A 12,984-nucleotide genomic window follows, 5' to 3' on the forward strand; every position below is an offset into this window, starting at 1 on the left:
GGCGCGCTGGCCAGGGTTTCGAAGTCGTCGTCGGGATCAGACGTGAAACCGCCGTCCGGCACGAAGCCGCCTTCGGCTTCGAAGGGAATTTCTTCGTCGACCCAGGACGGGGGGCCTTCGCTGTCGTCCACGGCGGGCGCGACGGCGGCAGCGGCCGGCGTCACGGCGAGCGGTGCGGATTTGGTGGCGACGGGCGATCCGGCGACGGGCGATCCTGCGGCAGGCGATCCTGCGGCAGGCGATCCGACGGCAGGCGAACCTGCGGCGGGCGTTCCCGCGGCGGGCGGCGATGCCGGCGAGTCCGTTGCCGCATTCGCAGGAGCAGACGGTTGCGCAGGCGCGGCCGGCGCGACGGATTGCGCCAAGGCGTCAGCGGGGAGTTCTTCCCAGGGCGGGATGCCAGCCGACGGCGCTTGCGCAGCGGCTGCCGGGTTCGCAGCGGCGGCTGCGGCGGCAACTGGAGCGACGGCCGGTGCGGCGGCTGCGGGGCTTGCGGCAGGTTCGTCTGCCACGCTGGCGACCTGCACCGGAGCAGTCGGGGCCGAGACAGGGGCCGGCGCGGGCGTCGCCGCAGCGGCCTGGGCAACCTGCACTTGCGCCGCGTCGGGCTGCGCCGTCGGGGGCGGATTCGTGGCGGCCAGGGTGGCCGGCGCTTGCCCGACGGACGCTTGCGCGGCCTGAGCTTGAGCGGCGGCGGGCGCCTGATCGACGGGTACCTGAACAACGGGTGCCTGAACAACGGCGGCTTGTGCAACGGGCGACGGTGCCACCGCAGCGGGCGCCGCGACTTGCACGGCAGGCGCCGACGACGACGCCGCGGGTGCGGCTGCGACCGGCGCAGCCGGCGCCGGCTGCGCGGCCGCCGTGGCCGGCTCTGCCGTCTGGCGGGCCGGTGTGGCGGGCGCCTCGAGGGCCGTCTGCGGACCGGCGTCGCCATTGAGCGCCAGCATGCGCAGGCAGGCCATGATGAAGCCGGCGTATTCGTCCGGCGCCAGCGTCAGTTCGCCGCGGCTGTGCACCGCCACGGAATAGAACAGTTGCACGGCGTCGGGATGCAGGACCTGGGCCAGGCGGGCGATGTCGGCCGCCAGCGGGTCTTCGGCGGGCATCGCGCCGGTCACGCGCTGCTCGATGGCCACGCGCGACAGCAGCACGGCCAGGTCGGCCAGTGCGCCGGCATAGGACAGGCCGCGCGTCGCCAGTTCGTCGGCCACGGCCAGCACGCTCTTGGCGTCGCCAGCAGACAGAGCGTCGAGCAGGCGCACCAGATGGCGCTGGTCGATCGTGCCGAGCATGCCGCGCACGGCGTCTTCGGTGAGATTGCCGGCGCTGTAGGCGATGGCCTGATCGGTCAGGGACAGCGCGTCGCGCATGGAACCCGACGCGGCCTGGCCGATGAGACGCAGCGCGGGGACTTCAAAGCCCACCTGCTCTTCACCCAGCACCGCCTGCAGGTGGCCCACGATGGAGTCGGCCGGCATCTGCTTCAGGTTGAATTGCAGGCAGCGCGACAGCACCGTGACCGGAATCTTCTGCGGGTCGGTGGTGGCGAGAATGAATTTGACGTGCGGCGGCGGTTCTTCCAGCGTCTTGAGCATCGCGTTGAACGCGTGCCCGGTCAGCATGTGCACTTCGTCGATCATGTAGACCTTGAAGCGGCCCGCGCCCGGCGCGTAGACGGCCTGCTCCAGCAACTGGGTCATTTCCTCGACGCCGCGGTTGGACGCCGCGTCCAGCTCGAGGTAGTCGACGAACCGCCCGGCATCGATCTCGGTACACGCGCGACAGACGCCGCAGGGCTTCGAGGTGATGCCGGTTTCACAGTTGAGGGATTTGGCCAGGATGCGCGACAGCGTGGTCTTGCCGACGCCGCGGGTGCCGGTGAACAGCCAGGCATGGTGCAGGCGCTGGGTGTCGAGCGCATGCGTCAGCGCGCGCACCACGTGATCCTGTCCCACGAGGGTTTCGAACGATCGCGGCCGCCACTTGCGGGCCAGTACCAGATAAGTCATGGCGGGATTGTAGAGCCTTTGCAAGAGCCTAAGCGATGGCCGGCATGAAATGCAAAGGGGACGGAATCATCTTCCGGGGAATCCCCCTTGGAAAACAACCCCGTCCCCTTTGAGAAACCGGTTGGCGAGCCTTACTCCGGCACTGACCCTAAACGACTATGGCTGCTTCGTTCCCGACCTGACCAGGTTCACCGTCGAACCATGCGAAGGGGCCCGCCAATCAAGATTCTAGCAGAGCTTCGCGTTGCTCGCTTGCTAGCCTCTTGATTGGCGGGCCCCAGGGGGCTGTAGGGGGCCCCCTCCCCGGCCCTCCCCCCGGGGGGGAGGGAGAGAGGACTTTGCTTCGCTTGTCCTTTTGGCTCGCTTCGCTTTGCCTTGCTTGCTTGCTCGCTTCGCTTGCTTGCTTGCTTGCCTTGCCTTGCTTTGCTTTGCCTGCTTGCCTTGCTTTGCCTGCTTGCCTTGCTTTGCCTGCTTGCCTTGCTTTGCCTGCTTGCCTTGATTCTTGGCTGGCTTTATTTGCCTGGGTGAGAGTGTGGCTTGCTTGTCTTGTGGTGCGCTGGCTTCGGTTTGTCTTCTTTTGGTTGGGCGCGGGGTATTGGGTGTGGAGTGGCTGACTTAGGGGGGTGGGGTCAGGTCTATCCAGGCTTTGGCGCGGGGGAAGTAGAGGGCGGCGCGGGCGGGGCGGCCGTCCAGGGCGGTGACTTGGGCGCAGTAGCGCAGGAGTTGGTCGCCGTGGCGTTGGCGCATGCGTTGGGCGAAGGCGGGGGGGGATTCGTTGGGTTGGGGGCGGCCGGTTTTGTAGTCGACGATCAGCCAGCCGTCTTCGGTGCTCAGGGCCAGGTCGATGACCGAGACCTTGCCGGCGGCGTCGATCAGGGGCCATTCGCGGCGGGCGCCGGATTGGGACAGGAGCCAGAGGCCGCGGTCGTCGGACAGGGTCGCTTGCAGGGTGTCCAGCACGGCTTCGGAGGCGGCGTCGGCCTGGCTGGCGGGGATGCCGGCGCGGGTCAGTTGGCGGCGCATGGCGGGCAGGCGGTCAGCCAGTGATTCTGCCGGCCAGGCGGCGACGCCGTCTTGGCCGATGCGGGCCAGCCATGCGTGGGCCAGCGTGCCGATGGCGGCGTCGTAGCCGGATTCGAGTTGCCAGGCGGGATGCTCGCCGCTGTCGCCCCAGGCGCCGCGCGCGGCGGCGGCGAAGCCGGGGCTGATGGCGATGTCTGCCTGGCGCGACAGGTGAGCCAGGCCGGTCGTGTCGATACGGCGCAGGGGTTCGCCCTGCCACTCGGGGACATCATCGGGCGGCGCGGCCGCGTCCTCGCTCGCCGACGGCGGCTCGGGCGGAGTCAGGCAGGGCCACAGGCGGCCCAGCAGGCTGGCCGATGAGGGGGGCTTGGGCTGGCCGCTGGCCTCGTCGATCGAGACGTGGCCCACCAGGTGCAGGCGCTTGCGGGCGCGGGTGGCGGCCACGTACAGCAGGCGGTCTATTTCGTAGGAGGCGCGGCGCGCTTCGCGGGCGCCCAGGTAACGCGACACGGGGTCGGCTTCGGTTTCGGCGCGGGGTTTGACGGGGCCGAACAGCACGCGGCCGCCGCTTTGCTCGAAGCGCACCAGCGGCGGTTGGTCGCCGCGCGGCGCGCGGTGCAGGCCGTACAGGATGACAGTGTCGAACTGCAGGCCCTTGGACTTGTGCATGGTCATGATTTCGACCGCAGCTTCTTCGTCGGCCGCATCGGGCGCGGCAAACAGGCGGGCGATGCCGGCGTCCAACGCGGCCGGATCGATGGCGCCGTGGGGCGCCAGGCGTTCGACCAGTTGGAACAGGCTTTCGGCGTCGGTGGCCACCGACGGGCCGCTGTAAAGCGCCGGGCCGCCCAGGCGGCGCCAGAGCGCTTCGACCCAGGCCGCGAACGGCATGGCGCCGGATGCGTTGCGCGTGTCCAGCAGCACCATCGCCACCTGGCGCAGGCGGGCATATTCGTCCGGGCGCAAGAGCGTCTGCGCCAAGGGCGTCGCCGGTGTGTCGGCGGATGGGTCCCCTTGAGGCGGGGCCTCGGTGTCGTCGAACAGCGATCCGTGGGGCGACGTTTCCGTGTGATCGAACAGCGATCCCTGTTGCGCGACATTGGCGTGATCGAACAGCGCCCCCTGTTGCGCGACGTCGGAGCGATCGGACCGCTTCCCTTGTGCCAAGCTCGCGGCGGCATCGAAGGCCCCTGGGGCCGTCTTGGCCGGCACGATGCGCAGCGCGCGTTCCAGCAGCACCGGCACCGGCGTGACGTGGTCGGCGCCGAACAGGCGTTGCAGCGATTCCAGTGTCAGGCCGCAATACGGCGCACGCAGCACCGACAGCCAGGCCAGCCGGTCGCCGGGATGCGACAAGGCGCGCACCAGCTGCACCAGGTCGGCCACCACCGGCCGCAGGGCCAGCGGCACCAGGTCGACGGCGCGGCAACGGATGCCTTCCTGCGCCAGCCGGCGCGTCAGGTTGCCCAGGTGGCTGCGAGCCCGCACCAGCACCGCGACGGGGTGCTTGCTGCCAGCGTTTTCCGCCAGCGCCTGGCGCACCAGGCCCACGGCGATGTCTTCGGCCTGTTCTTCCGCGGGGGCGGCGCCAGCGCGCGACCAGGCAGGATGAAAGCGCACGGCCGGGTCCGGCAGGGCCTCGTGGAACGCGCTGGACGGGCTGTACTTGATGGCGCCCGCGGCGGCGTCGCTGCGCTTGGGCAGCAGCTGCGCAAAGGACTGGTTGACCCAGTCGACGATGCCGGCTTGCGAGCGGAAGTTGTCGGTCAGGTTGAGAAAGTCGGGTTGCAGTTCGCCCACGCCCTGTTCAGCGACTTCCAGGAACAGTCCGACTTCCGCCTTGCGGAAGCGATAGATGGACTGCATCGGGTCGCCCACCAGGAACAGGCTGCGTCCGTCGCCCTGCTGCCAGCCGGATGTGAGGGTGGACAGCAGATCCAGCTGCGTCTGGCTGGTGTCCTGGAACTCGTCGATGAGCAGGTGCCGGATGGAGGCGTCCAGCTTCAGCAGCAGTTCGCCGGGATCGTCGGCGCTGCCCAGCGCGGCGGCGGCGCGCTGCGAGATTTCGATGAAGTCGACCTCGCCCGTGTCGGCAAACCGCAGGCGCAGTTGCGCAACGGCCAAAGCCAGCGTCATCAGCTGCGCGCCCAGCACTTCCCATTGGGCGTCGGAGAAATGGGGCGCGGGAATGTCGCGCACGGCGGCCAGGCGCCGCACCCAGGCGGCGTCGGGGTCGGCGCTTTCCAGCCAGGCCACGAAGGGTTCCTTGTGGGCGCACTTGGCCGGAAAGCCCAGGTTCTTGTTGACGGTCTTGCGCAGCGTGCCGGTACCCGTCAGCAGCAGGTGCGCCACGGCGCGCCATTGGTCCAGTACCTCGGCGTCGGCGGGCAGTTCGTCGGTCCAGTCGAGCAGCGCGGCCAGCTTGTTGTCGTCGTCGCTGTCTTGCAACTGCGTGGCGGCCATGCGGGCCGGCCCCGACAGGGCGTCGGCCCAGCCAAAGGGCATGGCCTCGCACAGGGCGTCGAGATCTTCGCCGATGGCCTCGGCCAGGGTGGCTTCCAGGGCCTCGCGGTCGGAACCGTGGCGTAGCAGCGGCAGCCATTGGTCGCGCTGGCCCAGCATGGCGGCAATGGCTTCCTTGGCGGCTTGCACGTCCACGTCCAGGTGGCGCAGCAGGATGCGCACGGCGTCGTAGTCGTCGGCCAGGTCGAGCGTGGCGCGCGCCGCGGCTTCGTAGTGCGCGCGCGCGTCGTCGGTGATTTCGGGCATGCCGCCCAATTCGGACAGCCACGGCATGCTGCGCACCAGGCCTGCGCAGAAGGAATCGATGGTGCGGATGGCCAGGCGCGCCGGGTGATCCAGCAGATGCCAGCCCAGTTCGTCGTTGCGCGCCAACGCGGCGCGGGCCAGGTCCCAGCTGCGGCGTTCGTGCGCGGCGTCGGGCGGGGCATCCAGGCCGCGGCGCAGCTTGCTGAGCACGCGCGCATGCATTTCGGACGCGGCCTTGCGCGTGAAGGTGATGGCGACGATTTCTTCCGGGCGGTTCACCGTGGCCAGTAGCGCCAGGATACGGTCGGTGAGCAGTTCGGTCTTGCCCGAGCCCGCGGGGGCCTGCACCAGGAACGAGCGCGCGGGGTCCAGCGCGGCCGCGCGCGCGGCGTGGTCCTGGGGCTGGCGTTCTGTATCGGCCATGACTCAGGCGTCCTCGTCATCCAGGTGCAAGCGCAGGAAAGGCAGCGCATCGCAGTATTTCAGGTCATCGCGGCGGTACGCCACGTTGGCGGCGTAACCCGCCACATATTCGTCCGCCAGAGATTCGATGGCGCTGCGCCAGCGCTGGCGGATTTCGGGCCAGGTCAGGCCATCGAAGTATTTGCTGTCGGCAGCGAGGGTGATGCCGGGCATGCCGAGATCTTCGTCGGCCAGGCCCTGCGCCGCCACCTGGCGCGCATGGATCTGGGCCAGCACCAGGCCGGCAACCTCGCCGCCCGCGGCGTCGGCCAGTACCGACGCGTAGAACGGCAACTGCACGTTCACGGGACGGCTGCGCGACCAGTCGGGTTCGGGTTTGGCGGCGGCCACGCCTGTCTTGTAGTCGACGATGACATTGCGGCCGTCGGCCAGGGCATCAATGCGGTCCAGCCGCAGTTTCAGGTGCAGCGCGCCATGGCGCCACTCGTGGTTTTTTTCGACCTGCGCCACGGCGAACGGCAGGCGCTGGGCTTCCATGTCGAGCCACGACGCCAGCACGGTCAGCGCCCGCGCGCATTCCAGCGCCTTGAGCGCCGGGGGGTATTCCTTGAGTTCTTCGTCGGCAGCCTGCGCCACCGCCTGTTCCAGCAAGGCGGGCAGGCGGCCGGTGGCCAGCGTGTCGTGCAGCGCGTCTTGATCGGGCAGCATGCCCCACACCAGTTCCAGCGCCTTGTGCAGGAACTGGCCACGCACGTTCACCGTGGCGGCATCGGCATACGGCGCCAGTTCGCGCCCGCCCAGCCGGTGCCGCACAAAGGCCCAGAGCGGATTGCGAGCCTGGGTGTCGAGCACGTCCAGGCCGCCGCCGCCGCGGTCATCGGGCGCCAACGGCGGGCCTTGCGCGTCGTCCAGGGATTCCTGGGGCAGCGCGGCGATGCCTTGCACAGGCGCGGGCGCCCAGTCGGTGGGCTGCGCCGCCGCGATCAGGGGCGACGGCCGCAGTTCGCGTTCGCCGTCCATGCGGGCATGGCTGACGATGAGGGCAGGCGCGCAGCGGCACAGCGCGGCATACATGCCTTCGGCCCATTCGCGTTCGCGTTCGGGGGTGGCCCGCGGCGCCTTGGCCTGGCGCAGCACGGCCAGCGGCAACAACGGATTGGGCTTGGGCGAAGCGGGCAGCACGTCGTCGGTCAGGCCCAGCATCCAGACGCCGTCCCAGAAGCCGCCTTCGGCTTCCAGCAGGCCCAGCACGTCCAGCCGCGCCAGGGGATCGCGCTGCGGCTGGAACGAGGCCGACCGCGCCACGCTTTGCAGCAGGTTGACTGCCGCCACGCCGCCCAGCTTGCCCGCCGCGGGCGCCAGCGCCGAGAAACTGGCCAGCGCATCGCCCAGCGCACCCAGCACCTGGTAGCCGACGCTGTCCAGCACGCCTTCGCCGGGAAAGCCCAGCGCCGTCAGGGCGGCCTTCATGCGCAGCATCCAGACATCGCAGGATGCGCGGTTGCCGCCCTGCGTCCAGATTTCCATGGCCTGGCCCCAGGCCTGTGCCAGGGGCGGCACCACGGCCAGCTGCTTGCGCCATTCGGCCGCGGCGACGTGCACCTGGCCGCGGCGGCGCCAGCGCGCATCGATGGTGGCCAGCCGCGCGCGTTCGCTGACATCGCCCGCGCAGTGGCCCGCCAGCAGGGCCGCGCCCAGGATGTCGACGCCGCAGCCCTTGCCGGCCGCGCATTCGGCCAGCGCCCGCAGCCAGGCCAGCGCGGCGCGCGCCAGGGGCCATTCGTTCAGCGGCCGACCCACCGCGACGTTGAACGCAAACGCGGGTTCACCGCCCCGGCCAGCCAATGCCTGGCTGAGTATGCGGCGTGCGAATGGCGATTCGGCTTCGAGTTGCGGCGAGACGATGGCGTAGCGGCCTTGGGGATGCTGCTTGAGCTGGCTGGCTGCCCATTCCGCCGCGGCGCGCCATTCGGCGCCCTGGTCGGGCGCTTCGTAGCGTTGCGGCGTGGCCGGCGCGCGCTGCGCGTCGCGCCATTGGGCGATCAGGCAGCCCTGTTCTTCAAAGGCTTGCAGCAGGCGGCGAAAGCGCGGCGACAGATCGGTGAAACCCGCCAGCACCAGATGCCCCGGCGTGGCCAGGCGGCCGTCTTCCAGCGCACGCAAGACCCGGGCGTAACCCTGGTTGGCGTCTTCGGCATCGATGGCGGCCAAGGCCTTGCGGTAGCGCTGGCGCCAGCGTGCGAACCCGCGGTATTCGTCGGTGTCGGCGCCGGACGGCACTTGCAGCGCCCATTCGTCCATGAGCAGGTCGGCGTCCATCGACAGGCGCGCGGCCTGGCTGGCGTCGAGCAGCACGCGTTCGGCTTCTTCGGCGCGGATGGCCTCGGTCCAGACCAATTGGGTGGCGAAGCTGTCCAGCCGGTAGGCGGGCACGCCTTCGTCGGCCTCGAACGCCAGTTCGTTGGCGGATTCGGCCAGCCAGGCGGACAGGGGCAGGATGCGGGGCAGTTCGCTGACCTGGCGCTCTTGGCGCAGCAAGCCGGCCAGCTCGAGCGTGAGCCGGCGCGACAGGCGGTTGTTGACCGTGAGCACGAGCATGTCGGCGGCGGGCAGGCCGCCGATGTCGGGCAAGCCGAGGTCGGGGTAGGAAAGCGGTGTGTCCTGCATGGAAGGCGAAGAAGAATTCACCGCCGTAGGATACCGCGAGCCGCCCCCTTCTACGTGGCTAAAAACCGCACAGTGAGGCCAGGTTTTCCCAGTGGATCTGCATCTCGGGCGTGGTGTAGCCCCAGAAGGCCAGGCCCAGCACCAGCGCCAGCGCGGCCCAGCCGGCCACGCGCCAGCCGGTGTGGCGTCTGGGCGAAGCGGGCGGCGAGGCTGGCGCGGGATTCATGGCGGACCCGGGGTGATTACGCGGACGCGGCAGCCGGTTGCGTCACCGGTTGCTCGCGCACCGGCAGGCACAGCAACGCGGCCACCACCGCCAGCACCACGCCCAGCCACCAGACCAGGTCGTAGTTGCCGGTCGTGGCATAGGCATAGCCGCCCAGCCACACGCCGATGAAACTGCCCAACTGGTGGCCCAGGAACACGATGCCGGACAACGTGGCCGCATAACGCAGGCCGTAGATCTGCCCGATCAGCCCCTGGGTCAGCGGCACGGTGCCCAGCCAGAACAGGCCCATCCAGGCAGCAAAGGCATACAGCACCCAGGGCGACAGCGGCATCCACAACAACAGCAGGATGCCGAAGGCGCGCATGCCGTAGACCACCGCCAGAAGCCGCTTCTTGCTGTATTTGCCACCCAGCTTGCCGGCGTAGAACGAGCCCAGCACATTGAACAGGCCGATCAACGCCACGGCGGTGGCGCCCTGCCCCGGCGTCAGGCCGCCGTCGGTGACGTAGGCCGGCAGGTGCAGCGTGATGAAGGCCGTGTGGAAGCCGCAGACGAAATAGCTCCAGAACAGGAAATGGAACGACGGATGGCGCACGGCTTGGCGCACCGCGGCCGCCAGCGATTGCTGCGGTCCGCCTTGCGCTTGCGGCCGGCCGCGCAGGAAATACGCCAGCGGCGCGGCGCAGGCCACGAACAGCGACAGCACCCACAGCGCGCCCGGCCAGTCCAGCCCGGAGATCAGCACCTGGCCGGTCGGCACCACTGCAAACTGGCCCAGCGAACCGCCCGCGCTGGCAATGCCCATGGCCGTGCTGCGGTAAGCCGGCGGCACGGCGCGCGCCACCACCGGCAGGATCACCGGGAACGTGGTGCCCGCCTGGCCCAGCCCGACCAGCACGCCCGCGCTGAGGTACAGCGTGGCCTCGTCGGTGGCGAAACGCGTGCCGATCATGCCCAGCATGTACAGCACCGCGCCCAGCGCGATGGTGCGGCCGGACCCATAGCGGTCGGCCAGGATGCCCATGAAGATACAGGCCACGCCCCAGACCAGGTTCTGCAGCGCGAAGGCCATGGAGAAAACGTCGCGGCCCCAGCCATGGGCCAGTCCCATCGGCTGCATGAACAGGCCGAAGGTGGCGCGCACGCCCATGGCCAGAAGCACGACCAGAGTGCCCAAAACGAGGGTGCGCACGGAAAGCGTATCGGTATTGCCAGACATGATTGTTGTTATTGATGAAGAGAGACGCCCCCTCCTCGGGACGATCCGGCCGCAAGCCGGACCTTCACATGATAATCAAATCGCCCACCCGTCCCGGCAATAACCGCGTCGCCATGAATGGCGTCCGCCTTCGAATATAGTTGATTTTATCAACCAAATATTCCAGAATGGGATTTTCTCCAGACAAGAAGACCATGACGCTGCAGACCCCGTTGACCCGCTTGCTGGGCACGCGCTATCCGATCATCCAGGGCGGCATGAGCTGGGCCTCGTCCAATGCGGCGCTGGCGCTGGCGGTATCGCGTGCCGGCGGGCTGGGCGTGATCGCCGCCGGCCCGATGTACCCCGACGTGCTGCGCGCCGCCATCCGCGACGTGCGCGACGGCACCGACGCGCCCTTCGCCGTCAACATTCCGCTTTACAACAAGCGCGCGCAGGAACACATGGACATCGCCATCGGCGAAGGCGTGCCGGTCATCATTGCGTCCCAGGGCGGCCCGCAGAAGCACATCGGGCGCGCACGCGAAGCGGGCATCAAGTGGTTGCAGGTCATTGCCAGCCCCGAGCATGCCGCCAAGGCGCAGGCGGCGGGCGTGGATGCCGTGATCGCCGTGGGCTTGGAAGCCGGCGGCCACCCTGGTCCGGACGAGATCGGCCTGCAAGTGCTGGTGCGCGCGGTGGTGCGCCGTGTGACGGTGCCGGTGGTGGCGGCTGGCGGCATCGCCGACGGCGCGGGCATCGCCGCCGCGCTATGCCTGGGCGCGGCAGGCGCGCAATTGGGCACCCGCTTCCTGTTGACGCCCGAAGCCGGCGTCTGCGACGCCTACAAAGACGCCGTGCTGGCGGCCGGCGTGGCCGACACGACCTTGGTAGGCCGCGGCCGTTCGCCGGTACGCATGCTGCGCAATGCCTTCGCGCACGACTACCTGGCCGCCGAACGTGGCGGCGACGCCGCCGCGCTGGACGCGATGTTTGCGGCAAGCTCGCTGAAACAGGCCGCCTTCGACGGCGACGTGCAAGGCGGCAAGGTCGAGGCCGGACAAAGCGCCGGGTTGATCGACAGCCTGCAACCGGCAGGCGCCGTCGTGGAACAACTGGTGGCTGAAACGCGCGAGGCGCTCAAGCGCGTGGCGGCGTTGGCGGAGTGACCTATATGAGACCGTGCCTCTTGCGCCGCGAGGGCTCCTATTCAACTCCTCGGAGATGACCAAAAGTAGGTGGCAATTTGCGGCGCTCTCGCTCGAAAGAGGGCGCAGGCCAATCGATGCCTACCGTCAATAGAACCAGCCGAAAGCGCGGTAAATCCAATTCGATATCAGAGAGCCCTGACATCGACAAAACATCCACAATGCTGCGCCTTTCGCTTGTCGGACGCAGAGACTCGTCAATATTCAGCAATACGTTCGTGGGCTTATCTCGCCATGAGATGCACTCGCGGCCACAAGTAGGGGATTTTGTAGCTCTGATCACATGCCGAGTTGAATCCATACAGGTAGGGGAATATCTTCAGTAGGATGAAGCACCTACAACGTATGTAATGTTAGAGGTACATCACGACCCCAGGAAGACGCAATCAACAAAAATGTTGGAAAGCGGACTGTTTAACGCCGCTTCCGGGCTGCGGCACCTAGCCGCAGCCCGCCCGCCTTACTTCTTCATCAACCCCGCCGCCTGTACCAGCTTGCGCATGGCGGTCTGGTCTTTTTCCACGAATGCCGTGGCTTCCTGCGGTGTCATGTTCCACAGATCCACGCCCTGCGCCTGCATCAGCTTGGCGTATTCGGGATTGGCATTCACCTTCGCCACCGCGTCGTTCAGGCGTTGCAGCACCTCGGGCGGCGTGCCCTTGGGCGCGGCCAGGCTGTACCAGGACGCGGATTCGGCGCCCTTCACGCCGGATTCGGCCAGGGTTGGCACGTCGGGCAACAGCGGCGAACGCTTGTCGTTGGCGTACGCCAGCGCCTTCAGGCGGCCGCTGCGGATGAATTGCAGGCTGGCGGCCAGGTTCAGCACGGCCATGTCTACCTGCCCGCCCACCAGGTCATTGATGGCCGGCGCCGCGCCGCTGTAGGGAATGTGGACGATGTCCACGCCGGCGCGTTCGCGGAACAGTTCAGCGCCCAGGTGCGGCGAGCTGCCCGGGCCGGCCGAGGCGTAGTTGATGCGGCCGGGTTCCTTGCGCGCCATGGCGATCAACTGCTCGATGTTTTCTGCCTTCAGCGTGGGCCGCACCACCAGCATGTTGGGCTGGTTGGCGACGATGGACACGAAGGCGAAGTCCTTGATGCCGTCGTACGGCGTCTGCTGCATGAGCGGCGTGACCACATGCGCGGCGGACGTGCCCAGCAGCAGCGTGTAGCCGTCGGGCTTGGCGCGGGCGACGAAGTTGGCGCCGATGGCGGCGCCGCCGCCCGCCTTGTTCTCGACGATGACGGTCTTGCCCAGCTGCTTTTCCAGCTCGCGCGCCAGGGCCCGGCCCAGCACGTCGGCGGGGCCGCCCGCGGCATAGGGGTTGACCAGCGTGATCGGTTGCGAGGGATACGAATCGGCCGCGACGGCCGAGGCGCTTAACGCGCCCGCCGCCGCGACGCATAACAGGCGCTGCAGAATCTTCATGGGTTGTCTCCTGGAATATTGTTTTT

General features: G+C 68.7%; 7 protein-coding genes and 1 other RNA gene. 1 reads left to right on the top strand and 7 read right to left on the bottom strand.

The annotated features are described in order from the left end of the window. From dnaX to HV798_RS16660, 6 genes are all read right to left on the bottom strand, one after another. The coding region (gene dnaX, locus HV798_RS16635; protein WP_175216475.1) for a DNA polymerase III subunit gamma/tau at positions 1-2,012 on the bottom strand (2,012 nt) is incomplete at its 3' end. A 120-nt stretch (positions 2,013-2,132) separates the two neighbouring features. Next, positions 2,133-2,230: signal recognition particle sRNA small type (ffs, locus tag HV798_RS16640), an RNA gene on the bottom strand. Between the two features lie 397 nt (positions 2,231-2,627). Further along, positions 2,628-6,227, bottom strand: a complete 3,600-nt coding sequence (locus HV798_RS16645) for a UvrD-helicase domain-containing protein (RefSeq protein ID WP_175195521.1) — start codon at positions 6,225-6,227, stop codon at positions 2,628-2,630. Between the two features lie 3 nt (positions 6,228-6,230). Further along, entirely contained in the window at positions 6,231-8,894 is a 2,664-nt protein-coding gene (locus tag HV798_RS16650; protein ID WP_175195527.1) for a PD-(D/E)XK nuclease family protein, read from the bottom strand. Between the two features lie 58 nt (positions 8,895-8,952). Continuing rightward, positions 8,953-9,120 carry a hypothetical protein gene (locus tag HV798_RS16655; protein ID WP_175195519.1) on the bottom strand — a complete coding sequence of 56 codons (168 nt, stop codon included), beginning with the start codon at positions 9,118-9,120 and terminating at the stop codon, positions 8,953-8,955. Positions 9,121-9,136: 16 nt separating this feature from the next. Then, complete coding sequence (locus tag HV798_RS16660) at positions 9,137-10,342, bottom strand: MFS transporter (protein WP_175195516.1); 1,206 nt, start codon at positions 10,340-10,342, stop codon at positions 9,137-9,139. Between the two features lie 194 nt (positions 10,343-10,536). Here HV798_RS16660 and HV798_RS16665 point away from each other — a divergent pair, with 194 nt between their 5' ends. After that, positions 10,537-11,490 (top strand): NAD(P)H-dependent flavin oxidoreductase, encoded by a 954-nt coding sequence (locus HV798_RS16665; RefSeq protein WP_175195514.1) that lies wholly within the window; start codon positions 10,537-10,539, stop codon positions 11,488-11,490. Positions 11,491-11,989: 499 nt separating this feature from the next. On the opposite strand, the gene HV798_RS16670 is transcribed toward HV798_RS16665, so the two are convergent. Further along, the gene (locus HV798_RS16670) at positions 11,990-12,958 is read right to left on the bottom strand and encodes a Bug family tripartite tricarboxylate transporter substrate binding protein (RefSeq protein ID WP_175195505.1); all 969 of its coding nucleotides are present in this window, start codon (positions 12,956-12,958) and stop codon (positions 11,990-11,992) included. Between the last annotated feature and the right edge of the window lie 26 nt (positions 12,959-12,984).

It is taken from the genome of Achromobacter deleyi (assembly GCF_902859705.1).
GTDB classification, from domain to species: Bacteria; Pseudomonadota; Gammaproteobacteria; order Burkholderiales; family Burkholderiaceae_B; genus Achromobacter; species Achromobacter deleyi.